Here is a 26,875-nt window from a genome sequence, read left to right as displayed (position 1 = left end):
AGATGGTGGCCCGGGACGTCAAGGTCTTCTACGGCGCCAAGCAGGCGCTCAAGGGGATCAACATCGAGATCCTGGAGAACCGGGTGCTGGCGCTGATCGGCCCCTCGGGATGCGGCAAGTCGACGTTCCTGCGCTGCCTCAACCGCATGAACGACACCATCGAGAACTGCCGGGTCGAAGGGCTGATCGCCCTCGACGGCGAGGACGTCTACGGCAAGCGGATCGACGCCGTGCAGCTGCGCGCGCGGGTCGGCATGGTGTTCCAGAAGCCGAACCCGTTCCCGAAGTCGATCTACGACAACATCTCCTACGGCCCCAAGATCCACGGCCTGGCCACCCACCGCGACGAGATGGACGAGATCGTCCAGACCTCGCTGCAGCGCGCCGGCCTGTGGAACGAGGTGAAGGACCGCCTGCGCGAGCCCGGCACCGGCCTGTCCGGCGGCCAGCAGCAGCGCCTGTGCATCGCCCGCGCCATCGCCGTCAGCCCGGAGGTGATCCTGATGGACGAGCCCTGCTCGGCCCTCGACCCGATCGCCACCGCGCACATCGAGGAGCTGATCGACGAGCTGCGCGAGAACTACACGATCGTCATCGTCACCCACAACATGCAGCAGGCGGCGCGCGTCTCGCAGAAGACGGCGTTCTTCCACCTCGGCGACATGGTGGAGTGCGACGACACCGAGGAGATCTTCACCAACCCGCGCGACGAGCGCACCCAGGGCTACATAACCGGTCGCTACGGCTGATCGGCGCCGGCGCGGTCGAACGCGTCCGGATGGGGGGAACGCCATGAGCAACGAGCACATCGTCCGTTCCTTCGCCCAGGAACTGCAGCGCCTGTCCAACCTCGTGACCCAGATGGGCGGGGTCGCGGAGGCGCAGGTCGGCTCCTCGGTGAAGGCGGTGGCGCGGCGCGACGTCGGCCTCGCCGCCCAGGTCATGCAGGCCGACCTGCGCCTGGACGAGTACGAACGCGAGATCGACCAGGAGGCGATCCGCCTGCTCGCCCTGCGCCAGCCCATGGCGCAGGACCTGCGGGAGATCGTCTCGGCCCTCAAGATCGCCGCCGACCTGGAGCGCATCGGCGACTACGCCGCCAACATCGCCAAGCGGTCGCTGGCGCTCGCCCAGGTGCCGACGGTGCGCCCGGCGGCGGCGCTGCCGCGCATGGGCCGGCTGGTCGAGGAGATCATGAAGGACGTGCTCGACGCCTACATCGAGCGCGACGTCGAGAAGGCGATCGCCGCCTGGCAGCGCGACGAGGAGCTCGACGACCTCTACACCAGCCTGTTCCGCGAGGTCCTCACCTACATGATGGAGGACCCGCGCAACATCACGCCGTGCACGCACCTGCTGTTCATGGCGAAGAATCTCGAACGGATCGGCGACCACGCCACCAACGTGGCGGAGACGATCCATTTCCTCGTCGTCGGCGAGCCGCTGATGATGGAACGACCGAAGAGCGACGCCAGCAGCTTCGCGGTGGTGACGCCGGAGGCGGACGGCGATGCTTGAGCAGACGCGGGCGCAAGAGGGGCGCCGACACGGTGGGGGAGTCATGAATTCGGCGTTGAAGCCGCTGGTCCTCGTGGTCGAGGACGAAGCCGACATCGTCACCTTGCTGAAGTACAATCTGGAGAAGGAGGGGTTCCGGGCGATCTCCGCCGGCGACGGCGAGGAGGCCCTGCTGCTCGCCAACGAGCAGACGCCGCACATCGTGCTGCTGGACTGGATGCTGCCGCTGATGTCGGGAATCGAGGTGTGCCGGCAGATGCGCCGCAATCCCAAGACCCGGGACATCCCGATCATCATGCTGACCGCCCGCGGCGAGGAGGCCGACCGGGTGCGCGGCCTCAACTCCGGCGCCGACGACTACATCGCCAAGCCCTTCTCGCCGACCGAGCTGGTGGCCCGCATGCGCGCCGTGCTGCGCCGCGCCGCCCCGGGACTGGCGGAGGAGACGCTGCGCTTCGGCGACGTGGTGATGGACCTGGCGGCCCACCGGGTGCGCCGCAACAACCGCGACGTCCATCTCGGCCCCACCGAGTTCCGGCTGCTGCGCCACTTCATGCAGCACCCCGGCCGGGTGTTCTCGCGCGAACAGCTCCTCGACGTGGTGTGGGGGCACGACGTCTACGTCGAGCCGCGCACCGTCGACGTCCACATCCGCCGCCTGCGCAAGGCGCTGAACGAGGAGACGGAGAGCGACCTCATCCGCACCGTCCGCTCCGCCGGCTACGCTCTCGACATGAAGTCCACGTGACGTGCTGATATGAAAATCGAAGATCGGAAGATCGAAGGATTGGGCGAGAAATCATTCTTTCATTCTTATAATCTTCCGATCTTCTAATTTATTCATCTGGTTTTCCCACCAACGCGACCACCGCCTCATTGAGGATCGCGATCTTGGGGGCGAAGCGGACGGCGTCGTCCTCCGCGATCCAGCCGATCATCATCGTCAGGGCGTGCGCCACCTGGCCGGTGAAGGCGGGCCCGCGGGCCCGCGTCTCGGCCACCAGGCGGCGGAGGTCCGCGTCATGGGGGACGCCGTCGAGGGCGGCGGCGGCCACCGCCTCGAAGCGGTTGGCGGCGTGGAGCACGGCGGGGTCGGTCATGGCTCGCACGGACAGAGGGATCACACGAACAGGGTGGCGCCGCCGGGGGTGACCTCGTTCAGGAAGGTCACCACGCCGCCGCGCTGCACCGGCACGTCGTCGCGCAGGCGGGCGCGCTCGGCCGGCAGCCCCAGCGCCTTGAGGCCCATCTCGCAGGCCATCACCGTGACGCCCAGGGCGACGCAGGCGCCCAGCAGCTCCTCGAAGGTGGCGAGGCCCTGCTTGGCGAAGTAGCGGTCGCGCTCGAGCGGCCGGCTGCCGTCGTCGGCGGCGTCCAGGTCGTGCCAGCCCAGCACGCCCGGCTCGTGCTCGTGCACCAGCGCGCGCAGCGCCCGGCCGGTGAAGAACAGGGTGACCCGGCGGTTGGTGGCGGCGGCGGCGCTGGCCATCACCAGCGCGTAGTGCACCCGGTCGAAGCCGCCGGAGAACACGACGATGGACAGGCTGTCGGGACCTTGCATGGCGGGCCTCCCCGCGAGAGCCGTCAATGGGCGGACAGGTCGGTGATGGACGGATGGTGCCCGCACAGCGGGCACTCCGGGTCGGGCTTCACGGCGATCCGGTGATAGCCGGCGTTGAGGGCGTCGACCATCAGCAGGCTGCCCGACAGGCTTTCGCCGACGCCCAGCAGCTCCTTCAGCACCTCGGTCGCCTGCAGGGTGCCGACGAGCCCGGCCAGCGCCCCCAGCACCCCCCCTTCCGAACAGGACGGCACCATGCCCCGCGGCGGCGGCTCGCGGAACAGGCAGCGGTAGCAGGGATGCTCGTCGCCGAGATGGGCCTTGAACGTCGACACCTGCCCGTCGAAGCGCAGCATCGCCGCCGACACCAGCGTGCGCCCGGCGAGATAGCAGGCGTCGTTGAGCAGGAAGCGCGTGGCGAAATTGTCGGAGCCGTCGGCCACCAGGTCGTACCGGCCGATCAGGTCCAGCGCGTTGTCGCGGGTCAGCCGGGTCTTGTGTGCCTCCACCCGGACGTCCGGGTTGAGGGCGGCCATGCGGGCGGCGGCGCTCTCCACCTTCGGCCGGCCGAGCGCCGACTCGTCGTGGATGACCTGGCGCTGCAGGTTCGACAGGTCGACCACGTCGTCGTCGACGACGCCGATCGTGCCGACGCCGGCGGCGGCGAGGTAGAGCAGCAGCGGCGACCCGAGCCCGCCGGCGCCGACCACGAGCACCTTCGACTGCAGCAGCCTCGCCTGACCGGTCCCGCCGACCTCCGGCAGGATGATGTGGCGCGAATAGCGGTGGAGCTGGGATTCGGTGAAGTCCATGGCGCCGAGCATAGCGCAGCGCGCCCGCCCTGCCTACGGATTCACGCCGGACCGTGCCGCAGCGCTGCCCCCTCAGACCAGCGCGAAGGTCATCTTGTAGGGCTGGTTGCCGGTCGTCGCGCCGCTGGCCTCCTCGGCGGCCCACTGCTGCAGGCGGGCCTCGCGCTCGCGGAAGATCTTGTCGATCGGCCGCTCCTCGGCGGCCGCGGTGTCGATGCTGGCGGTCTTCGGCACGAAGGTCAGGCGGAACGGCACCTCCTGGCCGCCGACGTCCGTGGGCGGCACGATGACCACCTCGTACTCGCCGGGCTCCAGCTTGTGGGTGGTGTTCTTCATGAAATCGCCGTTGGTGCCCGCCTTCATGGTGTCGCCGGAGGCGACCACCTTGCCGTCCTTGCTCATGATCGCCCAGCGGCTGTTGGGCAGGCTGAAGTCGATGTTGAAGTCGCCGCCCTGGACGACGTTGAGCGTGTGCTTCTGCACCCCGGAGTCGATGCCGGCGGCGTCGCGCGCGGTGCCGGTCAGGGTCGCCCCGGAGGCCAGCACCATGGCCGAGGAGCGCTGCGACACCTCCAGATCGTAGGCCCGGCCGTTCACCCCGCGGATCTGCTGCGAGATGATGGCGGTGTAGGAACCGGCCTGCAGCTTGGCGCTGGCGGTCGCGATGTCCTCGGCGGACTTCGCGTCGACGATGACCTCGTTGCGGTCGTTGACGATCTTGACGCTGGTGAAGGAGTTGTTGAGCTTGAAGTTGAACTCGCCCGGCTTCGACACCACGAACTGGCGGTAGTCGGTGGACATCCCCTTCGGTCCCAGCTCGCTGGTCGAGCCGGTGATCTTGAAGAGCTTCCAATCCGAGGCGTTGGGGATCGTCACGCCCATGGCCGCCAACTCCCTTGCTGCGATGCCCGGACCGCGCGCCGCGACGCCGCTTCGGCGAGCGATGCCAATTTAATAAAATGCAATCAAATTGTCAACCGGCGCTGCCGCTCGGGGCCGGCCGCAGCGGCGGCATCACCCGGGAAGTGTACACCGGCGCCGCGGGCGCGACAATCGGCGACTATTCGTTCGCGGCGGATTCCCGCGCCAGCAGCTCGTCCAGCTCGGCGACCTTGCGCCGCGCCTCGGCGATGCTCTGCAGGGTCATGTCGATCACCTGCCCGGTGCCGTCGCGGGTGGCGACCTGCATGCGGCCGGACTCCAGCCATTCCAGCCGGGCCTGCTGCTGCATGCGCTCGTGCCGGCACCAGTCGGCCAGCGTCTCGTAGGATGTCATCGCGCCCTCCCTTGGCGATTCGGGTCCCCGACAAGGGTGGGAACCCGGGCGCCGCGATGACACCCCCGAGCGCCGGAATGTTTCCCGCTGCGCGGAAATCAGCCGCGGGTCATGCCGCCAGCCCCTTGGCGACGAGCGACGACAGGCGCCGCGCGAAGGCGCCGGGATCCGGAACGGGATCGCCCTCGACGATGCGCGCCTGGTCGAGCAGCAGCCACGCCACCTCGCCGAGGTCGGGGTCGGACCCGTTGGCCCTGGCCCGCTCGGCCAGCCGCGCCACCAGCGGATGGCCGGGGTTGAGCTCCAGGATGCGGGCCGCCGCCGCCGCGCCGAGCTGCTTGTGCTGCTTGAGCAGCCGCTCCAGGTGCATGTCCATGTCGTTCTCGTCGGCGACGAGGCAGACGGCGCTGTCGGTCAGCCGCTCGGAGCGGCGGACGTCCTTCACGGCGTCGCCCAGGGTCAGCTTGAACAGCGCGAGCAGGCTGTCGAGGTCGCCGCTCGCCGGCTCGTCCGTCTTCTCCGCGGCGTCGGCGTCCGCTCCCTTGATGCGGCCGAGGTCGGCGCCGCCCTTGGTGACCGACTTGAAGCGCTTGCCCTCGTACTCGCCGACCGCCGGCACCCAGAACTCGTCGACCGGGTCGGTCAGCAGCAGCACCTCGACGCCCTTGGCCTTGAAGCCTTCGATCTGCGGGCTGCGGCGCAGGGCCTCCTCGTCGTCGCCGGCGATGGTGAAGATCGCCTCCTGGCCCTCCTTCATGCGCCCGACGTACTCCTCGAGCGAGACCAGCCCGTCGCCCGCGGTGGTGCGGAAGCGCAGGAGCTTCAGCAGCTCCTTGCGGTGCTCGAAGTCCTCGTAGAGGCCCTCCTTCAGCACGGCGCCGAAGTTCTCCCAGAAGGTGGCGTACTCCGCCGCCACCGCCGCGTCGCCGGCCTTCTTGCCCAGCTCGCTCAGCACCCGGCGGGTCAGGCCGGAGCGGATCTTCGCCAGCATCGGGTTGTGCTGGAGCATCTCGCGGCTGATGTTGAGCGGCAGGTCCTCGCTGTCGACCACGCCCTTGAGGAAGCGCAGATAGGGCGGCACCAGCCCCTCGGCGCCGTCGGTGATGAAGACGCGCTTGACGTACAGCTTCACCCGGTGGGCGCGCTTGGGGTCGAACAGGTCGAAGGGCTTCATGGAGGGCACGAACAGCAGGTTCGTGTACTCGATGGCGCCTTCCGCCCGCCAGTGGATGGTCAGCCAGGGGTCGTCGAAGGCGTGGCCGACGTGGTGGTAGAATTCCTTGTACTGCTCCTCCGTCACCTCGCTCTTGGAGCGCATCCACAGGGCGTTGGCGCTGTTCAGGGTCCTGGCGTCGTCGCCCTCGCCGAAGCGGATGGGGATGGCGATGTGGTCGGAGTACTTGCGCACGATGGTGGCGAGGCGCGTCTCCTCCAGGTACTCGTCGTCGCCCTCGCGCAGGTGCAGGACCACCCGGGTGCCGCGCGCCGCGTCGGCCGCCTCGGCGACGGTGAACTCGCCCTTGCCGTCGGAGGTCCAGCGCCAGCCCTGCTCCTCGCCGGCCTTGCGGGTCAGCACCTCGACCCGGTCGGCGACCATGAAGGCGGAATAGAAGCCGACGCCGAACTGGCCGATCAGGCTGACGTCCTTCTTGCTGTCGCCGGAGAGCTGGCGCATGAAGGCGGCGGTGCCCGACCGCGCGATGGTGCCGAGGTTCTCGACCAGGTCCTCGCGGTTCATGCCGACGCCGTTGTCGGCGACGGTGAGGGTGCGCGCCTCCTTGTCCACCGCCAGCACGATCTTGAAGTCGGCGTCGCCGGCGGTCAGCTCCGGCTGGGTCAGGGCGGCGTAGCGCAGCCGGTCGCAGGCGTCGGAGGCGTTGGACACGAGCTCGCGCAGGAACACCTCCTTCTCGCTGTAGAGCGAGTGCGCGACGATGTCGAGCAGGCGGCTGACCTCGGCCTGGAAGCTGAGCCGTTCCTCGGTCATCGGGATCACCATTTCCACGGGTTGTTGTCGTTCGGTCGGGGACGCAGGCCGGCGCAGCCGCCGGAGGCAAGCCCGGCGGATATGTGTGGGAGAGCCCCGTTCGGCGCAAGAGGGGCGGTGCCGACGCCTATTCCTTGCGCTTGACCATGGGCTCCGGCGCCGGCGCGGCGAACAGGGCGCTCATGTCGGCGCCGTTGAGCAGCAGGGCGCCCGCTTCGGTCGCCTCGATGCGGTAGGTGCGCACGTCGGTGCCGGCCTCGTCCTTGGCCTGCTGGCCCATCGCCTGCAGCATGGCGATCATGCCGAGCGTCTCCTGGGTCTCCTCGTCGGGCTGGCGGCCGGGGGCCGGCCGCAACGCCTCGGCGGCGGCGTCGAGGCCGCGCAGCTCCACCGTCAGGTCGGCGACGGCGCCGAAGGCGCTGTCGGCGGCGACCCGGGCGGTGCCGGTGGTCCGCGCCCCCAGCGCCGGCGTGTTGAGCTGCAGCCGCTCGATGCGCAGCGCCGTCCCGGCCTGCGCCAGGACCGCCACCAGCCGGTCGCCGAGGTCGTCCATGGCGTCCTTCCTCCCGCCCGCCTTCCTCCCGCCGGGCGCGCCGGCGTCCTCGGCGGCGCCGGCCAGCGCCTGCCACAGCGCCCGGCTGGGGACGTCGGCCAGCGTCAGGTCGACGTCGAAGCGGTCGGGCATGAAGGCGGGCGGGGCGGCGGCCGGTTCGAGGTGCAGGCCGCGCGCCTCGAAGCCCAGCTTGGCGCTGCCCCGCTCGGCGTCGACGCCCTCCACGCCGCCGCTGACGGCGAGCTGGTCGAGCCGCACCGTCTGGCCGGTCGCCGGTTCGATCCCGGCCAGGCCGGTGAAGCGCAGGCGGAACGTGGCGCCGTCGAGCACCGTGCGCAGGCTGCCGACCAGCCCGGCCGGCGAGGCGTCGCCGGCGGCGGCCGCCTTCGCCAGATCGCCGAAGCGGTTCGCCTTCTCGAGGTCGAGGCGGCTGACCGTCACCTCCGCCGTCAGCCCGTCGAAGCGCGAGGCGGGGGCCCCGGCCTCGCCGGGCGTCACCGAGACGTCGCTCAGCGCCAGGGCGATGGGGCCGCTCCAGGTGGCGGGGCCGTCGGGCTGCAGGTCCTCCATCATGGTGACGGAACCGATGGTGTGGCGCTCGCCGCTGTCCGGCGCCACCATGGTCACGTCGGCCAGTGCGGCGTCGAACGACACCGTGGTGTCGTGGGCGGCCAGCCACACGCCGGTGACCGTCTGGCGGCCGATGGTGATCGACCCGGTCGGCGCCCCGTCGTCCGCCGCCAGGGCGATGGACGAGGGCAGGGTGGCCGCGAAGCCGTAGCGGCCGTCGCCCAGCGGCCGCACCTGCAGGCGCACCGCGCCGAGGTCGGCCCGGCCGCCGTCGGCGAAGGCGGCGGTGATCGGCGGCAGCGTCACCTCGTAATGATCGCCGGCCGGCGTCACCGCGGGCTCGCCGTCCCAGTCGTAGGACTGCACCCCCTCCTGGTCGGCGAGCAGCCGCTCCATGCCGGCGGCCAGCGCCGCCGTCATCGCCGCCGCCCCCTGGTCGGTCACCGCGGGAGCCGCGGCGGCCGCATCGCCCGGCGCCGCGGCGGTCTGGGCGAGCGCGCCCGACGCGCCGCCGCCGGCGAGCGTCAGGGCGAGGGCGGCGGCGAGGGCGGGAAACGGGCGTCGCGACGGGCGCGGCATGGGGGCCTCTCTGGCGGTCGGGGTCGGTCCACCCCAGTTAACAGGGTTCGCGGTCCGCGGTCCACGGGCGGCGAGGCATAGATCGGGTGCTGGCGGCGCGGCGGCGCTTGTGCTTGCATCCCGGAGCGCGCGGACCAATGGTTAAACCTATGGCAGAAGCCCTCTACGATCCGTCCGGTCCGGCGGGGCGGGTGACCGCGGTGCTGGGCCCCACCAACACCGGCAAGACCTATCTCGCGATCGAGCGGATGCTCGGCCACCGGACGGGCATGATCGGCTTTCCGCTGCGCCTGCTGGCGCGCGAGAACTACGACCGCATCGTCGCCGCGAAGGGCCGCAACGCCGTCGCCCTGGTGACCGGCGAGGAGAAGATCCTGCCGCCGCACCCGTCCTACTGGGTGTGCACCGTCGAATCCATGCCGCTCGACCGCGCCGTCGAGTTCCTGGCGGTGGACGAGATCCAGCTCTGCGCCGATCCCGAGCGCGGTCACATCTTCACCGACCGGCTGCTGCACGCGCGCGGCCTGGTGGAGACCATGTTCCTCGGCTCCGACACCATCCAGCCGCTGATCCGCCGCCTCGTGCCGCGGGTCGAGTTCGTCAGCCGGCCGCGTTTCTCCCAGCTCACCTACGCCGGCCACCGCAAGCTGACCCGGCTGCCGCCGCGCTCCGCCGTGGTCGCCTTCTCCGCCACCGACGTCTACGCCATGGCCGAGCTGCTGCGCCGCCAGCGCGGCGGCACGGCGGTGGTGCTGGGGGCGCTCAGCCCGCGCACCCGCAACGCCCAGGTCGGCCTCTACCAGGCGGGGGAGGTGGACTATCTCGTCGCCACCGACGCCATCGGCATGGGCCTCAACATGGACGTCGACCACGTCGCCTTCGCCCGCATGGTGAAGTTCGACGGCTTCCAGCCGCGCCGCCTGCGGCCGACCGAGGTGGCGCAGATCGCCGGGCGCGCCGGGCGGCACATGCGCGACGGCACCTTCGGCACCACCGACGAGGTGGGGGAGCTGGAGCCGGAGCTGGTGGAGCGGGTCGAGAACCACAGCTTCGAGACGCTGAAGAGCCTGATGTGGCGCAACGCCGCGCTGCGCTTCGAGACGCCGGGATTCCTCCTGAAGTCGCTGGAGGAGCGGGCCCCCCTGCCGGAGCTGATCCGGGCGCGCGACGCCGACGACCATCTGGCGCTGCAGGCCCTGGTGCGCGACCCCGAGGTGATGGACCTGGCCAAGGGCAAGCCGGCGGTGCAGCTCCTCTGGGAGGTCTGCCAGGTGCCCGACTTCCGCAAGGTGCTGTCGGACGCCCACACCCGCCTGCTCGGCCAGATCTACCGCTACCTGCGCGCCCCCGCCGGCCGGCTCGACGAGGACTGGGTGGCCCGCCAGGTGGCCCGCCTCGACCGCACCGAGGGCGACATCGACGCCCTGGTCGCCCGCATCGCCCACGTCCGCACCTGGACCTACGTCGCCAACCGGCCGGCCTGGCTGAAGGACCCGGTGCACTGGCAGGAGCGCACCCGCGCCATCGAGGACAAGCTGTCCGACGCCCTGCACGAGCGTCTGACCCAGCGCTTCATCGACCGCCGCTCGGCGACCCTGGTGCGCACCCTGAAGGACGGGCGCGCGCTGGTCGGCGGCGTGCGCGCCGACGGCGAGGTGGTCGTCGAAGGCCATCCGGTCGGCCAGCTCGCCGGCTTCCGCTTCGTCCCCGACGCCCCCGACCGCTCCGACGAGGCGCGCGCGCTGCTGTCGGCGGCGCGCCGCGCGCTGGCCGACGAGCTGGCCCGGCGGGTGCGCGCCTTCGAGCAGGAACCCGACGACGCGTTCGCGCTCGGCGCCGACGGGACGCTGCTGTGGCGCGGCCTGGCGGTGGCGCGGCTCGCCGCCGGCCCGTCGGTTCTGGCGCCGATGGTGGTGCCGCACGGCGACACCCTGCTCGACCAGCCGCAGCGCGACCGCCTGCGGGTGCGCCTGGAGGCGTGGCTCAAGGGGCTCGTGGCGCGGCGGCTGAAGCCGCTGCTGGCGCTCGGCAAGGCGGAGGAGCTGGCCGGGGCGGCCCGCGGCCTCGCCTTCCAGCTCGAGGAGGGGCTGGGCGTGCTGCCGCGCGCCGCCGTCGCCGGGCTGATCGACGGGCTCGGCCGCGACGAGCGCCGGGCGCTGGCCCGGCGCGGCGTCCGGCTCGGGGTGACGCGCCTGTTCGTGCCGGCGCTGATGAAGCCGGCGGCGGTGGAGCTGCGGGCGCTGCTGTGGGCGGTCCACGCCGGGCTCCCCCTGCCGGCGCCGGCGCCGCCGCCCGGCCGCGTCTCGGTGGTGGCGCAGCCGGCGGAGGGGGGAACCTCCTGGCCCGCCGGGTTCTGGGAGGCGATCGGCTATCCCCTGGCCGGGCCGCGGGCGGTGCGGGTCGACATGCTGGACCGGCTGGAGGTCGAGCTGGTCAAGGCGCGCGACGGCGTCCTGCCGGCCGAGGCGGTGCTGGCGCAGATCATCGGCACCGGCGCCGAGGAGCTGGCCGAGGTGCTGGCGGCCCTGGGCTACGCCCGCGCGGTCGCCGCCGACGGCACCGTCTCCTGGCGCCGCCGCCGGCCCGCCCGCCCCCGGCCGCGGCGCGAGACGGCGCCCTCCGCCGACCATCCCTTCGCCAAGTTGCGCCACTTCCAGGGAGCGGGATGAGCCTGCCGCCATGACCGACCACGACGACGACCTCCTCGACGAGTCTCCGGCCGACACCGCGGCCGGGCGGCTGCGCATCGACAAGTGGCTGTGGTTCGCGCGCTTCTACAAGACGCGCAGCCTCGCCGCCAAGATGGTGGCGGCCGGCGGCTTCCGCTGCTCCGGCGCGCTGGTCGCCAAGGCCCACCACGCCGTCCGCCCCGGCGACGTGCTGACCTTCCCCCAGGGGCGGCACATCCGCGTCGTCAGGGTGCTGGCGCTCGGCAGCCGCCGCGGCCCGGCCGAGGAGGCCCGCACCCTCTACGAGGACCTGGCGCCGCCGGCCCGCGAGACGGCGATGGACGTCGCCGTCCGGCCGCCCGCCGCCCGCCCGCCCGGCGCCGGCCGGCCGACCAAGCGCGACCGCCGGGCGGTGGAGCGGCTGCGCGAGGCGGAGGAGTAGGGGACCGGCCCGTCGGCGGCCGGGGCGGGAGCGCCATCTCTGCGGTTCGGCGTGGTTGCGCCGCCCGGAGTGCCGGCGCATATCCAGACGCGCCTGCCCCTATCCGGAGCCCCGAGCACCCATGATGGAGACCATCTCCGCCCTTCTCGTCGACCCCGCCGCCTGGGCCGCCCTCGCCACGCTGATCGTCATGGAGGTGGTGCTCGGCATCGACAACCTGATCTTCATCTCGATCCTCACCAACAAGCTGCCGGAGGAGATGCGCGCCAAGGCGCGCCGCATCGGCATCGGCCTGGCGCTGATCCTGCGCCTGGCGCTGCTCGGCACCATCGCCATCATCGTCCAGCTCACCGAACCGCTGTTCACCGCCTTCGGGCACGGCTTCTCGTGGCGCGACCTGATCCTGATCGCCGGCGGCCTGTTCCTGGTGTGGAAGGCGACCAAGGAGATCCACCACAACGTCGACCCCGACCCCGGCCCGGACCTGTTCGAATCCGGCAAGGCCGGCACCAGCTTCGCCTCGGCCATCGGCCAGATCCTGGTGCTCGACCTGGTGTTCTCCATCGACAGCATCATCACCGCGGTGGGCATGACCGACCACGTGCCGATCATGGTGGTGGCGGTGGTCGTCGCGGTGACGGTGATGCTGCTGGCGGCGACGCCGCTGGCCAACTTCATCCACGCCAACCCCAGCGTGGTCATGCTGGCGCTGGGCTTCCTGCTGATGATCGGCATGACCCTGATCGCCGACGGCTTCGGCTACCACGTGCCGAAGGGCTACATCTACGCGGCGATGGCCTTCTCGGCCGGCGTCGAGGCGCTCAACCTGCTGGCCCGCAACGCGCGGCGGCGCAAGAGGGCGGCCGGGGAGTAGGGGGCTGCGCTACACCCGGCGGAACACCACGGTGAGGTTGTTGGCCGGCATCTCGACCACCTCGCCCAGCCGGAAGCCGGCCGCCGCGGCGGCGACCTCGCCCAGGTCGCGCACCCCCCAGGCCGGGTCGCGCGCCCGCAGGTCGGCGTCGAAGGCGGCGTTGCCGGGGGCGGTGTGCCGGCCGTCGCGGCGGAACGGGCCGTAGAGCACCAGCGGCGCGCCCTCCGGAAGGAGGCGCGCCGCACCGCGCAGCAGCCCCTGCGCCGCCGCCCAGGGGGCGATGTGGATCATGTTGATGCAGACCACGGCGTCGGCCCGCGCCACCGGCCAGGAGCCGGCGGCGGCGTCGAGGGCGAGCGGTTCGCGCAGGTTGGCGAGGCCGGCGTCGGCCCGCCAGGCGGCGACGCTGGCCCGCGCCCGCGCGTCGGCGTCGCTGGGCTGCCACTCCAGGCCGGGCAGGGCGGCGGCGAAATGGACGGCGTGCTGGCCGGTCCCGCTCGCCACCTCCAGCACCAGGCCGGTGGCGGGCAGCACGCGCCGCAGGACGTCCAGGATGGGGTCGCGGTTGCGCTCCGCCGCGGGGGCGGAGCGGCGGGCGTCGGTCATCGGCCTCTCCTTCCGGGAGCGCGAACGCTACCCCGCCTCGGCCGCCGCCGCAACGCCCGCGGTCAGGCGCCGGACGGCACCTCGCGGGGCGCGGCGTCGCCGCGGCGCGCCAGCGCCATGCCGGCGGCCAGGCACAGCGCCGCCAGCGCCACCGCCGCGGCGGCGCCCGCCAGCGCGCCGTCGAAGCTGCCGGTGTGCTCCACGGCGATCCCGGCCGGCAGCGGCGCCAGGATCTGCCCCAGGCCGTAGGCCGCGGTGAGGGCGCCGATCACCCGCGCCGAGGCGCCGCCCGACAGCCGCCGGCCCAGGGTGAAGGAGACGCCGACGATGCCGACGAAGGTGAGGCCGAAGCAGGCCGCCGAGAGCACGCCCGCCACCGGCCCGCCGAGCAGCGGCAGGGCCACGCCGACGGCCTGCACGAGATGGGCGGCGATCAGCGCCCGCCACAGGCCGATCCGCCGGCCGACGGCCGCCCACAGCGGCCCCGACGGCACCGCCGCCAGCCCGGCCACCACCCACGCCGCCTCGCCCACCGCGGCGGTGTCGGGGCTGGCCTTGAGCAGCGCGACCACGAAGGTGCCGGTGATGATGTAGCCGCCGCCTTCCAGGAAATAGGCGAGGGTGAGCAGCAGGAGCGGCGCCGACAGGCCGCCGCCCCCGGCGGCCGCCGCGCCGGCCGTCCGCGCCGGCGCCGCCCGGTCGTGCACCCAGCGCCACACCGGGACGGCCAGCGCCGTGCACAGGGCGCCGAGCGCCAGCCAGTCGCCGGCCCAGCCGAGGCGGCCGCCGGCCAGCGCCACGAACAGGCCGGAGCCGGCGATGCCGAGGCCGACGCCGGCGTACATCCAGCCGGCCAGCGCCTCGCGGCCGCCGCGCGCCAGGGTGTCGAGCACCATGGCGATGCCGAGGATGAAGACGCCGGCGCTCGCCAGCCCGGCGACGAAGCGCAGCGCCGACCAGGCCACGAGGTCGTCGGTCAGCCCCATGGCCGCGGTCGTCGCCAGGCTGGCGACGAGCGAGACGCGGAAGGTCGCGGTGCGCGCCGCCCCGCGCGGCACCAGCCCGGCCGCCACCGCCCCCAGGAAATAGCCGAGATAGTTGAGCGAGGCGAGGAATCCGGCGCCGTCGCCGCCCAGCCCGGTGGCGTCCTGCATGGCCGGCAGGATCGGCGTGAAGGCGAACCGCCCCACCCCCATGGCGATCGCCAGCATCAGCACGCCGCCGACCAGCTCCCGCACCATCGCACCGCCCTCCCCGCCGTCCGGGGCGCCGCCGCCGGCGGCCCCCATTGTCGTGCGGCGCAGCATGGCACCGGCCGTTCCCCCATTTCCAATGAAATGTTGGAATGATAATCTTCACTGAAAGTGATGGAGGGCCGGCGATGGACGTTCCCGCGCTCAGGGTGGTCAGGGCGGTGGCCGAGGACGGCAGCGTCAGCGCCGCGGCGCGCACGCTGAACTGCGTGCAGTCCAACGTGACGGCGCGTCTCAAGCGCCTCGAGGCGGAGCTGGGGACGCCGCTGTTCCACCGCGCCAGCCGCGGCATGGTGCCGACCGAGGCCGGCCGCGTGCTGGCGGACTACGCCGGCCGCGTGCTGCACCTGATCGAGCAGGCGCGCACCGCCGTGGCCGACGTCGCCGAGCATGGCGGGGCCCTGCGCATCGGCTCCATGGAGACGACGGCGGCGGTGCGGCTGCCGCCGGTGCTGGCCCGCTTCCACCGCGCCCATCCCCGGGTCGAGCTGACGATCGTGCCGGGCCCCAGCGAGCAGCTCCTGGCGGAGGTGCTGGCCTTCCGACTCGACGGGGCGTTTGTCGGCGGCGCCGTCGACCACCCCGAGCTGCTGGCCGAACCGGCCTTCGTGGAGGAGCTGGTGCTGGTCGGGCCGCCGGACGGCGCGGCGGCGGCGCGGCGCACCCTGCTGGCCTTCCGGCGCGGCTGCGCCTACCGGGCGCGCGCCGAGTCGGCGCTGCGCGAGACCGGCGCCGTGCCCTACCGGGTGATGGAGTTCGGCGCGCTCGACGCCATCCTCGGCTGCGTCGCCGCCGGCATGGGGGTGACGGTGCTGCCGCGCGCCGTGGTCGAGCGCGAGCCGTGGCGCGGCATGGTGGCGGCGCGGCCGCTGCCCGGCGGCCTAGGCCGCATGCCGACATCGTTCGTCCGCCGCGCCGACGCCGTCGGCAGCCGTGCGCTCGCCGCCTTCCTGGCGGCGGCGCGGGGCGGCGGCGGCGGCGCTGCGTCGGAAGCGCCCACACGCGCGATGGGGTTGCAGCGGCCCGACGCGCCATGCTAGGCAAACCTGCCGCCCACGCGACGCGATGTGCTTCCTCCGAGTCGTTCCCGATTTGATTGCGATTCGGTCGCAGTTCGGTCGCGTCCCCCGGGGGCATCCGGACGGCGCCCATCGCCGGCACCGGCGAGAACACGGAGACCGAAGCATGCCCTACGTCGTCACCGACGGCTGCATCAAGTGCAAGTACACCGATTGCGTCGAGGTCTGCCCCGTCGACTGCTTCTACGAGGGCGAGAACATGCTCGTCATCCACCCCGACGAGTGCATCGACTGCGGTGTCTGCGAACCGGAATGCCCCGCCGAGGCGATCCTGCCCGACACCGACGGCGCCGCGGAGAAGTGGCTGGAGCTGAACCGCGACTACTCCACCCAGTGGCCGAACATCACCCGCAAGAAGGACGCGCCGTCCGACGCCGACAGCTTCAAGGGCATGGACGGCAAGTTCGACAAGTTCTTCAGCCCCAAGCCGGGCAGCGGCTCGTGAGGCCGGCGCGCCGGTGCCGGGCCGGCGCGCATGTTGCTATGCAAAATGATCGGGTCGGCCATTCTCGGCCGATCCGCCCGATTTCGCGCCACCGCCGGGCCGTAACCTTTGTAACTCCGGCGTAACATCGCTATACTCCTGCGCCGGGGCCGGCCACAGCGCCATTGCCGGTACTCCTATCGAACAGGGACTCCTGATGTCGCGACCGTCGTGGTGAAGTCATTCCCACCGGATGGCCGGGCGTCACAGGGTCCTTTTTCGCTCCGCACGTCCGGGGCGGCTTTGCTTCGCCCGGGCGACGGGGCAGGGCGGGCCCGGAGCGGCAAAATGGCGTGGTCGCGAGAAGAGAGCCAACCAAGATGTCGAACAAGCTTGAGTTCGAGGCCGGGGATTTCGTCGTCTATCCGGCTCACGGAGTCGGTCGGGTGGAGGGGATCGAGACCCACCACATCGCGGGCCAGGAGATCCAGCTTTACGCGATCACCTTCGAAAAGGAGCGCATGACGCTCAAGGTCCCGGTGACCAAGGCCAAGAACTCGGGGCTGCGCCGTCTCAGCACCAAGGACCGCATCAAGGTCGCGCTGGAGACGCTGCAGGGACGCTCGCGCATCCGCCGCACCATGTGGAGCCGGCGGGCGCAGGAATACGAAGCGAAGATCAATTCCGGCGATCCCGTGTCGATCGCCGAGGTGGTGCGCGACCTCTACCGCGGCACCGACCAGTCCGACCAGTCCTACAGCGAGCGCCAGATCTACCAGGCGGCGCTGGAGCGCTTGGCCCGCGAGCTCGCCGCGGTGGAGAAGATCGACGAGCTGAAGGCGACCGAGCGCCTCGAGCAGGTTCTCAAGAAGGCCGCCTGAGCGGCCCGCAGCGTTGCGACGTTTTGGCGAAGGGGGCGGTGCCGCGGCACCGCCCCCTTCGTTTTGCCTTCCTTCGCCGCGGGGCCCCGCATACACTCGGCCGACCGCCCTTCGCGCAACAGCCGAGTCGCACCCGCCCCTTGCCGATGTCGGACACGCAGAAATTCGCCGATCTCGGCCGCCCCCGCCGCATCTGGGCGGTGGCCGCGGTCCATGCCCAGGTCGACCGCCTGGCGGCGCTGCACGCGGCCATCGCCGCCGAGTTCCGGCCCGGCGACCGGCTCGTCTATCTCGGCAACATGATCGGCTGGGGCGAGGCGGCGCTCGCCACCCTGGACGAGCTGCTGGCCTTCCGCCGCTCCCTGCTGGCGATGCGCGGCCTGATGGCCGAGGACGTCGTCTATCTCCGCGGCAGCCAGGAGGAGATGTGGCAGAAGCTGCTGCAGCTCCACTTCGCCCCCAACCCGCGTGAGGTGCTGGACTGGATGATGCGCCAGGGGCTGGCGCCGGTGCTGGCGGCCTACGGCGGCAGCGCCGAGCAGGGCGTGGCGGCGGCGCGCGGCGGCAACGTCGCGCTCGGCCGCTGGACGGCGGCGCTGCGCGCCGCCATGCAGGACCGGCCGGGCCACGCCACGCTGTTCAGCGCGCTGCGGCGGGCCGCCTTCACCGGCAGCCCCGAGGCGGTGGAACCCGGCGGGGTGCTGCTGGTCAACGCCGGCATCGACCCCGGCCGGCCCTTCGGCCACCAGGGCGACAGCTTCTGGTGGGGCGGCAGCGGCTTCGCCCGCATCGACGGTCCCTACGGCGGCTTCGCCCGCGTCGTGCGCGGCTACGATCCCGCCCGCCAGGGCGTCCAGGCCGGCGACTTCACCGCCACCTTGGACGGCGGCTGCGGCTTCGGCGGGCCGCTGGTGTGCGGCGTCGTCTCCCCCACCGGCGACCTCCTGGAGCTGTTCCAGGCCTGAGGGCCCCCGGCCTTCCGGGGGAGGGGCTTGACGTCCCGCCCATCACGGATATGTGAGGGGGTGCCGACCCCCCCGTCTCCCCCGACCTCCCCCCGGCCGGGGCCGGCCCTGTGCGTCGGCGCGGCCCGTCCCTTGCCGCGCCGCCGGGTGACCCGCGTGCGTCCGGCTCCGCCGCTTTTCCCGGCGCGGCGGTGATCCGCCGTGCCGTCCCCTGCGTAAAAGCATGCAACGGGGTGGAAGACCGGCTGTTGTCGAAACGTCTGGCCGCAAACGGGGGCGTGCGCGCCGACGCGATGCGCAGCCGAGGAGACGGGAAGGAAGGGACAAGCCGATGGCCTATATCGACGATCCGGAGACTCAGCGCGCCAACCTGAGTTTCATCAAGGCTTCGATGCGGGAACCGCTGCTGTCGCGCGACCACGAGTTCGACCTGGCGCGCCGCTGGCGCGACACCGGCGACGAGCGGTCGCTGCACACGCTGGTGCGGGCCTACACCCGCCTCGTCGTCGCCACCGCGGCGCGCTTCCGGAACTACGGCCTGCCGATGGGCGACCTGGTGCAGGAGGGCAACGTCGGCCTGATGCAGGCCGCCAGCCGCTTCGAGCCGGACCGCGACGTGCGCTTCTCCACCTACGCCGCCTGGTGGATCCGCTCGGCCATGCAGGACTACATCCTGCGCAACTGGTCGATCGTGCGCACCGGCACCACGGCGGCGCAGAAGTCGCTGTTCTTCAACCTGCGCCGCCTGCGCGCCCGCATCGAGAGCGCCGGCAACGGCACCGGCATGACCCGCGAGGGGCGCGAGTGGATCGCCACCGAGCTGCAGGTCGACGTCGCCGAGGTCGAGGCCATGGAGATGCGCCTGTCCGCCGCCGACCAGTCGCTGAACGCGCCGGTCGCCGACGGCTCCGACGACGACTGGCAGGACTTCCTGGCCGACCAGCGGCCGAGCCCGGAGGACGTCGTCATCGGCATGCGCGACGCCGGCACCCGTTCGCACTGGCTGGCCGAGGCCCTGGGCGAGCTGTCGCCGCGCGAGCGCACCATCATCGAGGAGCGCCGCCTGCGCGAGGAGGGGGCGACCCTGGAGGAGCTCGGCCGCGAGCTGGGCGTCAGCAAGGAACGGGTGCGCCAGCTCGAGCACCGCGCCCTGATGAAGCTGCGCCAGTCCATGCTGAAGCGCGTCGAAGGCTACGCCGACCTGCTCGCCGAGGCGTGACGCCGGGCGACGGACGTCGCGGTACGACATCCCGCGAGCCGACCGATTTAGGCCCTCCCCCGGCACCGCCGGGGGGGGGGGCCGGGTGGGGGCAAGGTCCGGCGGGCATACCGAAGACCGACGATGCGTGGCGGGGGCGCCGGCCCGGTCAGGAACACCTTGCCCCCACCCTCCCGGCCTCCGGCCGGGCCCCTCCCTCACCCGCCGGGGGCGAGGGAGGGATCAACGCCACACCTCACCCGCTTGTGTGGACATGCTCCCGCCATGCCGGCGGCTCAGCCGCCGGGCGCGCCGAGCAGCGGCACGCTGACGTGGACGCGGCGCCCGCCGGCGGCGTCCCACACCGCGTCGACCACGGTGTCGACGCCGTAAAGCTCCTTCAGGCTGGCCGCCGTGATCGTCGCCTCCGGGGCGCCGAGCGCCGTCAGGCGGCCGTCGCGGAGCAGCGCCACGCGATGCCCGACCTGGAAGGCGTGGCCGGGATCGTGGGTCGACAGCACGACGCCGATGCCCGACCGGGCCAGCGCGCGGACGTGGCGCAGCACCCGCACCTGGTTGCCGAAGTCGAGGCTGGCGGTCGGCTCGTCCATCACCAGGAAGCGGGCCTCCTGGGCCAGGGCGCGGGCGAACAGGGCGAGCTGGCGCTGGCCGCCGCTGATGCGGGTGTAGGGCTCCCCGGCGAGGTCGGCGATGCCGAGCCGTTCGAGGGCCGCCAGGGCTACGGCGCGGTCGCCGCGCGACGGGGCGGCGAACAGGCCGAGGCGGGCGGCGCGGCCCATCAGCACGGTGTCCAGCACGGTGAAGGGGAAGGTGCCGGCCGAGGCCTGCGGCACGTAGCCCAGCGCCCGCGCCCGGTCGGCCGGGCGCAGGCGGTCGAGCGGGTGTCCGTCCACCAGCACCCGCCCGCCGCGGGGCGGCAGCAGGCCGAGCAGCGTCTTGAACAGGGTGGTCTTGCCGCTGCCGTTGGGACCGAGCAGGACCAGCACCTCGGCCGGCGCGACGGTGAAGCCGACGTCCGCCCCCACCGGCTTCCCGGGATAGCCGAAGGCCAGGGATTCGGCGGCCAGGGTCATCGCCAACTCCGCCGGCTGCGGGCCAGCAGCCACAGGAACGCGGGCGCGCCGACGAAGGCGTTCAGCACGCCGAGCGGCAGCTCGACCGGCGCCGCCGTGCGCGCCAGGGTGTCGACGCCCAGCATGTAGGCGGCGCCGATCAGCACCGCCGCCGGCAGGAGGCGCGAGAACTCCGGCCCGACCAGCAGGCGGGCGATGTGCGGCACGATCAGCCCGACCCAGCCGACGATGCCGGTGATCGACACGGCCGCCGCCGTCATCAAGGTCGCGGCGACGATCAGCACCAGCCGCAGCCGGCCGGTGTGGACGCCCAGCGCCTGCGCCTCCTCCTCGTCGAGCGCCAGCAGGTTGACCCGCCAGCGCAGCAGCGCCAGCGGCACCAGCCCGGCGACGATGGCCGGCAGCGACGACGGCAGGTCCGGCAGCTTGACCGAGGCGAGGCTGCCCAGCATCCAGAAGGCGATCGCCGGGAGCTGGTCGTACGGGTCGGCGAGATAGGTCAGGAGGGCGATGCCGGCCCCCAGCAGCGACCCCACGACGACGCCCGCCAGCACCAGCACCAGGGTCTCGTCGTGGCTGCCGCGCACCAGCCGGGCGATCAGCGACACCGCCAGCACCGCCGCCAGCCCGCAGGCGAAGGCCACGCCCTGGATCGCCGCCGCCGGCAGGGCCAGGACGATCCCCAGCGCCGCCCCCAGCCCGGCGCCCGAGGAGACGCCGAGGATGTCGGGGGAGACCAGCGGGTTGCGGAACATCGTCTGGTAGGTGGCGCCGGCCGCCGCCAGCGCCGCCCCCACCAGCATGGCCGACAGCACCCGCGGCAGGCGGACCTGCACCACCACGGTGTCGACCACCGGCGGCAGGCCGTGCGCGGCGCCCGTCAGGTGCGCCGCCAGCACCGCCAGGGCGTCGGCCGGCGCCACCGGGAACTGGCCGACGGTGAAGGCGGCGAGCGCCAGGACGGCCAGCGCCGCCGTCGCCAGCGCCAACCCGGCGGCGGTCCGCCCGGGGCTCACGGCCGGGCCGCCCCCAGCAGGCCGTCGAGGTCGGCGTCGCCGAGGTCGTGGCCGTAGAACAGGGCGTAGAAGTCCCGCGCCTGGGCGCGCAGGTCGCCGGCGGCACGGTCGGGATAGAGCGCATGGGCCAGCCAGCGCACGCCCATGAGGCGGTTCACCGAGGGCGGGAAGTCGATCCAGCTGAAGGGCAGGGCGGGGGCGAGATGGATGCGCCCGGCGCGCACCGCGCGGATGCCCTGCCAGCGCGGGTCGTCGCGCACGCCGCGGAAGAAGGTGGGGTCGATGGTGACGACGACGTCGGGATCCCAGCCCAGCACCTGCTCCATCGACACGTCGGCGAGCGAGCCGCGGCCGGCGCCGGCCGCGACGTTGACCGCCCCGGCCCGTTCGATCAGCTCGACGTTGATGGAGCCCGCCAGGCCGGTCTGCAGCCCGTCGGGGCCGCGGCCGTAATAGACGCGCGGCCGCTCCGCCGGCGGCACCGCCGCCAGCAGGGAGTCGCGCTCGGCGAGGATCGCCTCGGCGGCGGCGGCCAGCCGCCCGGCCCGCTCCTCGCGGCCGAGCAGGCGGCCCAGGGTGCGATAGGCCTCGGGGATCGCCTCGAACCGGCCGTCGATCAGCACGAAGGGGATGCCGAGCTGCTCCTGCACCCGCTCCCCCAGCGACACGAAGGTGGGCGCCAGCGAGCCGTAGTCGACGATCAGGTCGGGGCGGTGGCGCAGCACCACCTCCAGGTTGGCGCTGTCGCCGCGCCCGGCGAGCCGACCGGTTTCCGGCAGCGCACGGTAGCGCTCGGCGACGAAGGGGGCGGCCGCGTCGGGCAGGGCGCGCGGCCAGCCCACCAGCAGGTCGGGGGCCAGCGTGTAGAGGATCACCGCCGCGGGGGGCCCGGCGGCGAAGACGCGGCCGACGCTGTCCGGCACCGTGACCGTGCGTCCGGCCGAGTCCGTGACGCTGCGGGCAGCGGCCGGCGCCGCCCCGCCCAGCAGGGCCAGTCCGAGGGCCAGCGCGGCGGCGAGCCGGCCGGGAAGGAAGGAGGCGCCCATGGGCCGCAGTCTATACCGGCGCCGGCGCTTCCCGCCAGACGGCAGGCCGAAGCGGCCCGGCCCGTCGAGCGCCCGCCGGCGCGGCAGCGCCGGTCGGAGGAACGCACGAATTAGTATGACGTTTTTGTTGCAGCGATCTCCGGAAAATCATGTATTCCTTCCTAAAAATAACACCTTAACCAACCCCTCGATCCTCCCAAACGACCATGTTCTCAGCATTCCCGATTGTACAGGAATTGAAGGCCCTCTACCCCACGGGTGAAACGCCCTTCGTCCAGCACAAGGCGCGGCTCGCCGGGACGAAGGCGCTGCCGCGCCTGACGCGCAACGCCTTCACCTTCCGGCCGAGCGGCCTGCCGGCCTTCAACCGCCGGCGCATCCTGCAGCTCTGGCTGGTCGGCCGGCGCCACCCGGTGCATCTGCCGACCACCGCCGACGCCATGCAGATCAGCGAGGACGGGTTCCGGCTGCGCGTCTTCGACCTGCAGCGCGACCGTTCCTACAAGGTCGTGGTCATCGACAGCCGCTATGGTCCGGGCACCGAGAACGAGAGGCGGGTGCGCCGCGACGTCCTGCCCGGTTCGGGCATCCGGTTCCCGCGGATCGACACGGTGATCCGTCGGGACGGCTATCTCCTCATGGACGAGGACCTGGTCCGCGGCCGCCAGTGGACCATCTGCTGCGACGGCGACCGGTTCGAGCAGGAGATCGTCGAGCCGCTGCGCCGTCTCGCCCGCCATTACGGGGTGACCCGCCGGCCGCTGGACGGAATGATGCCGGCGGCGGCGCTGCGCGACGCCGACGGCGCGCTGCCGCTGGTCGCCCACCTCCGGCGGCTGGTCGAGCGCAACCCGCTGGTGGCGGTCAGCCTGTGCCACGGCGACCTCTCGGTCTCCAACCTGGCGGTCGACGGCGGCGGGGCGATCTTCCTGGACTGGGAGATGGCGCGGGAGGACATCGTCGGCTCCGACCTGCTCTTGCTGGCCCGCCGCTTCACCAGGCACCGCCTGGTGCAGGACGGCGCGCGCCGCATGTTCGCCGACGCCCACGGCGACGCCTTCACCTTCGCCGACGGCCTGGCCTGCCACCTGCTTGGCGAGCGCGCCGCGCGCGCCAAGCCGTGGGAGCGGCTGTCCGCCGAATGGGCCGCCCTGGTGGCGGGGGACGCGGCCTGACCGCCGCCGGCGGTCAGGGCACCTCCCGCCAGTTCCGGGTCGCCCGGCGGTCGACGGCGAGCGGCACGACGCCGCGCGCGGCGTCGGACACCACGTCCATGACGTTGCAGGCGGCGATGTCGAGGCGGCGATCCTCCATCCGGGCCTGGCGGGCGGCCTGAAGCGCCCGGCGCGCCGGGTCGGCGGTGGGATCGACGGCGACCTCGCGGCCCTCCAGGAAGGCGGCGCGGTCGAGCAGGTCGATGCGGCGCCGGGTCAGGCTGAGGCGCAGCACGTCGCCGTCGCGCAGCGCGCCGATGCCGCCGCCGGCGAAGGCCTCCGGCGTCACGTGGCCGATGCAGGCCCCCTTGGTCACGCCGGAATAGCGCCCGTCGGTCATCAGGATCGACGACGCCTCGAGCAGCCGGTGGTGGCGCAGGTTCTGGCTCGGCGCGAACATCTCCGGCATGCCGTAGGCCATCGGCCCCTGGCCGGCGATGATGAAGGCGAAGGACAGGGCGTTGGCCTCCAGCATCTCGCGCACGCCGCCGAAGGTCCCGCCGTTGCGGGCGACGACGGCGCGCAGCAGCGCCTCGTCGACGCCGTCGGTGGCGCCCAGCCGCTCGACCAGGTCGCGGGCGGCGAAGTCGGCGTTGCAGAGGTGCTCGTTCTCGTACACGCGCACCACGAAGACGTGGTCGTCGAAGTGGGCGAGCTGGGCGTCGGACATGCCGGACACCTTGACGACGCAGCTCTCGAAGAAGCTGCCGCTCAGCACCTCGACGCCGGAGCGCCGGCGCACCGGCGTGGTGCGGATCACCGCCGCGTCGCCCAGCGCCGGATCGACGGGGGTGGCGAGGCCGGCGACGCGCTGCCGCCACGTCGTCCCGGTGACCGTCGGCGCGTCGAGGTCCATGGCGACGCCGAGGTCGGCCAGCACGCGGTAGAGGCTCTCCATGCCGCGGTGCTTGCCGGCGGCGAACTGCTGGGCCAGCACGAAGGTGTCGCGCCCGGCGGTCAGGCTGTGGGCGAAGATCTCCGGCACCGGCGTCGTGTCGCGGATCGCCGCGTAGTCGGCGATCGTCACGTCGAAGCCGGCATGGCGCATGATGCAGGGCAGGTGCAGCAGCATGTTGCTGGACGAGCCGGTGGCGTTGTGGATGCGCACGGCGTTGGCGAAGTTCGCCTGGAGGAGCGCGCAGACGCTGAACGCGGGCTTGTTGAAGAGGGCGAACAGCCGGTCCACCCCGCGCGCCACCGCGTCGGGGCCGGGCAGGCCGGTCAGCAGCTCCAGCTCCGGCGGGGTCAGGCCGAAGGCGGCGAGCAGGGTGCGCGAGGAGTTGCCGGTGCCGTTGAAGGCGCACACGCCGCCGGCCTTGTCGCAGGTGTGCTCGGCCAGCGCGTCGAGCAGCCGGCGCTCCTCCGCCGCGTCCACCAGGTCGAGGTTGCGGGCGCGCCGGAGCTGGCCGGCGAACGCCTCGTCGGACGAGCACTGCAGGATGTAGGAGAGGTTCTCGACGATGTCGCCGGCGAGGTCGGCGTGGCCGGCGGCGCGCGCCCGTTCGGCCAGGCGCTCCAGGTCGCCGCGGACGTTCCTGGGGATCGTGCCGCCCTTCAGCACGTGGGAGGGGGCGAACACCGCCCACACCGGCGCCTGGTCGCCGCGGTGGCGGCGCGCCACCTCGGCGGCGGCGAGGCCGGAGAGGACGGCGCTCGGGCTCTTGTCGCAGCCCGCCAGCACGTAGGCGGCGTGGTAGCTGTGCCCCTCGAAGTTGATGTTGACCGCCCGCGCCGTGTCGTTGCGCGACGCCAGGCTGTAGCTCTGGCCGATGTTGTTCTGCGCCGTGCCGTCGCAGATCACCGGCACCGAGAAGGCGAACGGCACGCCGCCGTTCTGCCAGATGCGCACCGCCGCCATCAGCGTGTGCGCCCGGTCCAGCAGATGGGCGGGGTGGTCGGGCGAGCCGCCGATGACGACGACCCGCGGCCGGTTGGCGACGAGGCGCGAGACCACCTCGGCCATGGTCACGTCGCCGGGGTCGGCGCCCGGCACCTCGCGGACGGCGTCCTCCAGCAGGCGGACGACGGTGATCGGCTCGTTGGCCAGCCCCTGGATGCAGTCGCGGTAGGGGTTGGCGGCCTCGTCGATGACGATGGCGGCGGGACGGTCTACCATTCGGCCACACTCCCGTCCTCGTGGCGCCACGCCGGGTTGCGCCAGCGGTGGCCCTCCTTGGCCCGCTCCACGACGAAGTCCTCGTCGATCTCGACGCCGAGGCCGGGGCCGCTGGGAATGGCGGTGTAACCGCCGACGATGGCGAGCGGGGCCGGGTCGACGAGGTAGTCGAGCACGTCGTTGCCCTGGTTGTAGTGGATGCCCATGCTCTGCTCCTGGATGAAGGCGTTGTGCGACACCGCGTCGAGCTGCAGGGAGGCGGCGAGGGCCAGCGGCCCCAGCGGGCAGTGGGGGGCGATGGCGACGTCGAAGGTCTCGGCCAAGGTCGCGATCTTGCGCCCCTCGGTGAGGCCGCCGCAGTGGGACAGGTCGGGCTGCAGGATGTCGACGCAGCGCGCCTCCAGCACCGCGCGGACGTCGAAGCGGCTGAACAGCCGCTCGCCGGTGGCGATGGGATAGCCCAGCCCGGCGGTGAGCTGGGGCAGGCAGTGCAGGTGCTCCGGCAGCACCGGCTCCTCGACGAACAGGGGGTGGAACGGCTCCAGCTCGCGCAGCAGCACCTTGGCCATGGGGCGGTGGACGCGGCCGTGGAAGTCGACGGCGATGCCGACGTCGGAGCCGACCGCCTCCCGCGCCTCGGCGACGCGGGCCACCGCCGCCTCCACCTTGGCGTGGCTGTCGACGATCTGCATCTCCGGCGTGCCGTTCATCTTGAAGGCGGTGAACCCCTTGGCGACCACCTCCCGGGCGTGGCGGGCGACGTCGGCCGGGCGGTCGCCGCCGATCCAGCAGTACATGCGCATGCGGTCGCGCACCCGGCCGCCCAGCAGCTCGTGCACCGGCACGCCGAGATGCTTGCCCTTGATGTCCCACAGCGCCTGGTCGATGCCGGCGATGGCGCTCATCAGGATCGGCCCGCCGCGGTAGAAGCCGCCGCGGTAGAGGGTCTGCCAGATGTCCTCGACGCGCCGCGGGTCCTTGCCGACGAGATGGTCGGCCAGCTCGTGGACGGCGGCCTCGACCGTGGCGGCGCGGCCCTCGATCACCGGCTCGCCCCAGCCGGCGACGCCGGCGTCGGTCTCGATCTTCAGGAACAGCCAGCGCGGCGGCACCTGCCAGGTGGTCAGCTTGGTGATCTTCAT

Annotated in this window: 26 protein-coding genes; 12 read left to right on the top strand and 14 right to left on the bottom strand. The window is 72.8% G+C overall.

Translation table 11 applies throughout. The annotated features are described in order from the left end of the window. The first annotated feature begins 2 nt into the window (after positions 1-2). From pstB to phoB, 3 genes are read left to right on the top strand one after another with little or no spacing between them, the layout of a single operon-like run. Positions 3-749 carry a phosphate ABC transporter ATP-binding protein PstB gene (pstB, locus tag ACSBPG_RS00985; protein ID WP_435535499.1) on the top strand — a complete coding sequence of 249 codons (747 nt, stop codon included), beginning with the start codon at positions 3-5 and terminating at the stop codon, positions 747-749. Positions 750-792: 43 nt separating this feature from the next. Then, positions 793-1,518, top strand: a complete 726-nt coding sequence (gene phoU / locus ACSBPG_RS00980) for a phosphate signaling complex protein PhoU (protein WP_435535219.1) — start codon at positions 793-795, stop codon at positions 1,516-1,518. Between the two features lie 43 nt (positions 1,519-1,561). After that, the gene (gene phoB, locus ACSBPG_RS00975; RefSeq protein ID WP_435535218.1) at positions 1,562-2,266 is read left to right on the top strand and encodes a phosphate regulon transcriptional regulator PhoB; all 705 of its coding nucleotides are present in this window, start codon (positions 1,562-1,564) and stop codon (positions 2,264-2,266) included. A gap of 88 nt (positions 2,267-2,354) precedes the next feature. On the opposite strand, the gene ACSBPG_RS00970 is transcribed toward phoB, so the two are convergent. The 7 genes from ACSBPG_RS00970 to ACSBPG_RS00940 all read right to left on the bottom strand — a co-directional run bounded on the left by ACSBPG_RS00970 (position 2,355) and on the right by ACSBPG_RS00940 (position 8,856). Continuing rightward, positions 2,355-2,618 (bottom strand): hypothetical protein, encoded by a 264-nt coding sequence (locus ACSBPG_RS00970; RefSeq protein ID WP_435535217.1) that lies wholly within the window; start codon positions 2,616-2,618, stop codon positions 2,355-2,357. Between the two features lie 20 nt (positions 2,619-2,638). Continuing rightward, positions 2,639-3,079: a DsrE family protein gene (locus ACSBPG_RS00965; protein ID WP_435535216.1), complete on the bottom strand. Its 441-nt coding sequence runs from the start codon at positions 3,077-3,079 to the stop codon at positions 2,639-2,641. Between the two features lie 23 nt (positions 3,080-3,102). Beyond that, positions 3,103-3,891, bottom strand: a complete 789-nt coding sequence (locus ACSBPG_RS00960) for a HesA/MoeB/ThiF family protein (protein ID WP_435535498.1) — start codon at positions 3,889-3,891, stop codon at positions 3,103-3,105. Positions 3,892-3,963: 72 nt separating this feature from the next. Next, on the bottom strand, positions 3,964-4,773 hold the full coding sequence (locus ACSBPG_RS00955) for a hypothetical protein (RefSeq protein WP_435535215.1): 810 nt from the start codon (positions 4,771-4,773) through the stop codon (positions 3,964-3,966). 178 nt (positions 4,774-4,951) lie between these two features. Then, the gene (locus tag ACSBPG_RS00950) at positions 4,952-5,167 is read right to left on the bottom strand and encodes a hypothetical protein (RefSeq protein WP_435535214.1); all 216 of its coding nucleotides are present in this window, start codon (positions 5,165-5,167) and stop codon (positions 4,952-4,954) included. A 109-nt stretch (positions 5,168-5,276) separates the two neighbouring features. Then, positions 5,277-7,154, bottom strand: coding sequence for a molecular chaperone HtpG (gene htpG / locus ACSBPG_RS00945; RefSeq protein WP_435535213.1), 1,878 nt, complete (start codon positions 7,152-7,154; stop codon positions 5,277-5,279). Positions 7,155-7,281: 127 nt separating this feature from the next. Further along, positions 7,282-8,856 (bottom strand): hypothetical protein, encoded by a 1,575-nt coding sequence (locus ACSBPG_RS00940; protein WP_435535212.1) that lies wholly within the window; start codon positions 8,854-8,856, stop codon positions 7,282-7,284. Between the two features lie 149 nt (positions 8,857-9,005). Between ACSBPG_RS00940 and ACSBPG_RS00935 the strand changes: the two genes are divergently transcribed. From ACSBPG_RS00935 to ACSBPG_RS00925, 3 genes are all read left to right on the top strand, one after another. Next, on the top strand, positions 9,006-11,525 hold the full coding sequence (locus tag ACSBPG_RS00935; RefSeq protein ID WP_435535211.1) for a helicase-related protein: 2,520 nt from the start codon (positions 9,006-9,008) through the stop codon (positions 11,523-11,525). Positions 11,526-11,535: 10 nt separating this feature from the next. Beyond that, positions 11,536-11,967, top strand: coding sequence for an RNA-binding S4 domain-containing protein (locus ACSBPG_RS00930; RefSeq protein WP_435535210.1), 432 nt, complete (start codon positions 11,536-11,538; stop codon positions 11,965-11,967). Positions 11,968-12,088: 121 nt separating this feature from the next. After that, the gene (locus tag ACSBPG_RS00925; RefSeq protein ID WP_435535209.1) at positions 12,089-12,841 is read left to right on the top strand and encodes a TerC family protein; all 753 of its coding nucleotides are present in this window, start codon (positions 12,089-12,091) and stop codon (positions 12,839-12,841) included. A gap of 9 nt (positions 12,842-12,850) precedes the next feature. On the opposite strand, the gene ACSBPG_RS00920 is transcribed toward ACSBPG_RS00925, so the two are convergent. Both ACSBPG_RS00920 and ACSBPG_RS00915 read right to left on the bottom strand, forming a co-directional pair. Then, positions 12,851-13,447 (bottom strand): DUF938 domain-containing protein, encoded by a 597-nt coding sequence (locus ACSBPG_RS00920; protein ID WP_435535208.1) that lies wholly within the window; start codon positions 13,445-13,447, stop codon positions 12,851-12,853. Between the two features lie 62 nt (positions 13,448-13,509). Then, positions 13,510-14,754: a YbfB/YjiJ family MFS transporter gene (locus ACSBPG_RS00915; protein WP_435535207.1), complete on the bottom strand. Its 1,245-nt coding sequence runs from the start codon at positions 14,752-14,754 to the stop codon at positions 13,510-13,512. Between the two features lie 74 nt (positions 14,755-14,828). On the opposite strand from ACSBPG_RS00915, the gene ACSBPG_RS00910 reads away from it, so the two are divergent. The 5 genes from ACSBPG_RS00910 (at position 14,829) to ACSBPG_RS00890 (ending at position 19,268) form a co-directional block, all read left to right on the top strand. After that, positions 14,829-15,740, top strand: a complete 912-nt coding sequence (locus tag ACSBPG_RS00910) for a LysR substrate-binding domain-containing protein (protein ID WP_435535206.1) — start codon at positions 14,829-14,831, stop codon at positions 15,738-15,740. Between the two features lie 145 nt (positions 15,741-15,885). Then, positions 15,886-16,224 carry a ferredoxin FdxA gene (fdxA, locus tag ACSBPG_RS00905; protein WP_435535205.1) on the top strand — a complete coding sequence of 113 codons (339 nt, stop codon included), beginning with the start codon at positions 15,886-15,888 and terminating at the stop codon, positions 16,222-16,224. 359 nt (positions 16,225-16,583) lie between these two features. Continuing rightward, on the top strand, positions 16,584-17,084 hold the full coding sequence (locus ACSBPG_RS00900) for a CarD family transcriptional regulator (protein ID WP_435535204.1): 501 nt from the start codon (positions 16,584-16,586) through the stop codon (positions 17,082-17,084). Between the two features lie 146 nt (positions 17,085-17,230). Then, positions 17,231-18,049 carry a hypothetical protein gene (locus ACSBPG_RS00895; protein WP_435535203.1) on the top strand — a complete coding sequence of 273 codons (819 nt, stop codon included), beginning with the start codon at positions 17,231-17,233 and terminating at the stop codon, positions 18,047-18,049. Between the two features lie 331 nt (positions 18,050-18,380). Then, the gene (locus ACSBPG_RS00890; RefSeq protein WP_435535202.1) at positions 18,381-19,268 is read left to right on the top strand and encodes an RNA polymerase factor sigma-32; all 888 of its coding nucleotides are present in this window, start codon (positions 18,381-18,383) and stop codon (positions 19,266-19,268) included. A 275-nt stretch (positions 19,269-19,543) separates the two neighbouring features. Here ACSBPG_RS00890 and ACSBPG_RS00885 read toward each other — a convergent pair whose 3' ends face one another. Genes ACSBPG_RS00885 through ACSBPG_RS00875 form a run of 3 tightly spaced genes read right to left on the bottom strand, consistent with a single transcriptional unit; the run spans position 19,544 to position 22,403 of the window. Next, positions 19,544-20,341 carry an ABC transporter ATP-binding protein gene (locus ACSBPG_RS00885; protein WP_435535201.1) on the bottom strand — a complete coding sequence of 266 codons (798 nt, stop codon included), beginning with the start codon at positions 20,339-20,341 and terminating at the stop codon, positions 19,544-19,546. Further along, positions 20,338-21,357, bottom strand: coding sequence for a FecCD family ABC transporter permease (locus tag ACSBPG_RS00880; protein ID WP_435535200.1), 1,020 nt, complete (start codon positions 21,355-21,357; stop codon positions 20,338-20,340). The genes ACSBPG_RS00885 and ACSBPG_RS00880 overlap by 4 nt, the downstream gene beginning before the upstream one ends. Continuing rightward, positions 21,354-22,403 (bottom strand): ABC transporter substrate-binding protein, encoded by a 1,050-nt coding sequence (locus tag ACSBPG_RS00875; protein WP_435535199.1) that lies wholly within the window; start codon positions 22,401-22,403, stop codon positions 21,354-21,356. Before ACSBPG_RS00875 ends, ACSBPG_RS00880 begins: the two co-directional genes overlap by 4 nt. Positions 22,404-22,639: 236 nt before the next feature. On the opposite strand from ACSBPG_RS00875, the gene ACSBPG_RS00870 reads away from it, so the two are divergent. Then, a complete protein-coding gene (locus tag ACSBPG_RS00870; RefSeq protein WP_435535198.1) occupies positions 22,640-23,578 on the top strand; it encodes a phosphotransferase in 939 nt (312 codons plus the stop codon). Between the two features lie 13 nt (positions 23,579-23,591). Here the strand turns inward: ACSBPG_RS00870 and ACSBPG_RS00865 are convergent, their stop codons facing one another. Both ACSBPG_RS00865 and dgoD read right to left on the bottom strand, forming a co-directional pair. Continuing rightward, complete coding sequence (locus ACSBPG_RS00865; protein WP_435535197.1) at positions 23,592-25,733, bottom strand: dihydroxy-acid dehydratase domain-containing protein; 2,142 nt, start codon at positions 25,731-25,733, stop codon at positions 23,592-23,594. After that, positions 25,727-26,875, bottom strand: coding sequence for a galactonate dehydratase (gene dgoD, locus ACSBPG_RS00860; protein WP_435535196.1), 1,149 nt, complete (start codon positions 26,873-26,875; stop codon positions 25,727-25,729). Before dgoD ends, ACSBPG_RS00865 begins: the two co-directional genes overlap by 7 nt.

The sequence above is a fragment of the Azospirillum sp. ST 5-10 genome, assembly GCF_051225715.1.
GTDB lineage: Bacteria > Pseudomonadota > Alphaproteobacteria > Azospirillales > Azospirillaceae > Azospirillum.
Note: the sequence above shows the minus strand (reverse complement) of the source record. Positions and strands in the feature narration are given on the sequence as shown.

What these genes read in the sequence shown, in the direction of transcription:
- pstB (WP_435535499.1), top strand. Translation starts at nt 3, where the DNA reads ATGGTGGCCCGGGACGTCAAGGTCTTCTACGGCGCCAAGCAGGCGCTC.
- phoU (WP_435535219.1), top strand. Translation starts at nt 793, where the DNA reads ATGAGCAACGAGCACATCGTCCGTTCCTTCGCCCAGGAACTGCAGCGC.
- phoB (WP_435535218.1), top strand. Translation starts at nt 1,562, where the DNA reads ATGAATTCGGCGTTGAAGCCGCTGGTCCTCGTGGTCGAGGACGAAGCC.
- ACSBPG_RS00970 (WP_435535217.1), bottom strand. Translation starts at nt 2,618, where the DNA reads ATGACCGACCCCGCCGTGCTCCACGCCGCCAACCGCTTCGAGGCGGTG.
- ACSBPG_RS00965 (WP_435535216.1), bottom strand. Translation starts at nt 3,079, where the DNA reads ATGCAAGGTCCCGACAGCCTGTCCATCGTCGTGTTCTCCGGCGGCTTC.
- ACSBPG_RS00960 (WP_435535498.1), bottom strand. Translation starts at nt 3,891, where the DNA reads ATGGACTTCACCGAATCCCAGCTCCACCGCTATTCGCGCCACATCATC.
- ACSBPG_RS00955 (WP_435535215.1), bottom strand. Translation starts at nt 4,773, where the DNA reads ATGGGCGTGACGATCCCCAACGCCTCGGATTGGAAGCTCTTCAAGATC.
- ACSBPG_RS00950 (WP_435535214.1), bottom strand. Translation starts at nt 5,167, where the DNA reads ATGACATCCTACGAGACGCTGGCCGACTGGTGCCGGCACGAGCGCATG.
- htpG (WP_435535213.1), bottom strand. Translation starts at nt 7,154, where the DNA reads ATGACCGAGGAACGGCTCAGCTTCCAGGCCGAGGTCAGCCGCCTGCTC.
- ACSBPG_RS00940 (WP_435535212.1), bottom strand. Translation starts at nt 8,856, where the DNA reads ATGCCGCGCCCGTCGCGACGCCCGTTTCCCGCCCTCGCCGCCGCCCTC.
- ACSBPG_RS00935 (WP_435535211.1), top strand. Translation starts at nt 9,006, where the DNA reads ATGGCAGAAGCCCTCTACGATCCGTCCGGTCCGGCGGGGCGGGTGACC.
- ACSBPG_RS00930 (WP_435535210.1), top strand. Translation starts at nt 11,536, where the DNA reads ATGACCGACCACGACGACGACCTCCTCGACGAGTCTCCGGCCGACACC.
- ACSBPG_RS00925 (WP_435535209.1), top strand. Translation starts at nt 12,089, where the DNA reads ATGATGGAGACCATCTCCGCCCTTCTCGTCGACCCCGCCGCCTGGGCC.
- ACSBPG_RS00920 (WP_435535208.1), bottom strand. Translation starts at nt 13,447, where the DNA reads ATGACCGACGCCCGCCGCTCCGCCCCCGCGGCGGAGCGCAACCGCGAC.
- ACSBPG_RS00915 (WP_435535207.1), bottom strand. Translation starts at nt 14,754, where the DNA reads ATGCTGCGCCGCACGACAATGGGGGCCGCCGGCGGCGGCGCCCCGGAC.
- ACSBPG_RS00910 (WP_435535206.1), top strand. Translation starts at nt 14,829, where the DNA reads ATGGACGTTCCCGCGCTCAGGGTGGTCAGGGCGGTGGCCGAGGACGGC.
- fdxA (WP_435535205.1), top strand. Translation starts at nt 15,886, where the DNA reads ATGCCCTACGTCGTCACCGACGGCTGCATCAAGTGCAAGTACACCGAT.
- ACSBPG_RS00900 (WP_435535204.1), top strand. Translation starts at nt 16,584, where the DNA reads ATGTCGAACAAGCTTGAGTTCGAGGCCGGGGATTTCGTCGTCTATCCG.
- ACSBPG_RS00895 (WP_435535203.1), top strand. Translation starts at nt 17,231, where the DNA reads ATGTCGGACACGCAGAAATTCGCCGATCTCGGCCGCCCCCGCCGCATC.
- ACSBPG_RS00890 (WP_435535202.1), top strand. Translation starts at nt 18,381, where the DNA reads ATGGCCTATATCGACGATCCGGAGACTCAGCGCGCCAACCTGAGTTTC.
- ACSBPG_RS00885 (WP_435535201.1), bottom strand. Translation starts at nt 20,341, where the DNA reads ATGACCCTGGCCGCCGAATCCCTGGCCTTCGGCTATCCCGGGAAGCCG.
- ACSBPG_RS00875 (WP_435535199.1), bottom strand. Translation starts at nt 22,403, where the DNA reads ATGGGCGCCTCCTTCCTTCCCGGCCGGCTCGCCGCCGCGCTGGCCCTC.
- ACSBPG_RS00865 (WP_435535197.1), bottom strand. Translation starts at nt 25,733, where the DNA reads ATGGTAGACCGTCCCGCCGCCATCGTCATCGACGAGGCCGCCAACCCC.
- dgoD (WP_435535196.1), bottom strand. Translation starts at nt 26,875, where the DNA reads ATGAAGATCACCAAGCTGACCACCTGGCAGGTGCCGCCGCGCTGGCTG.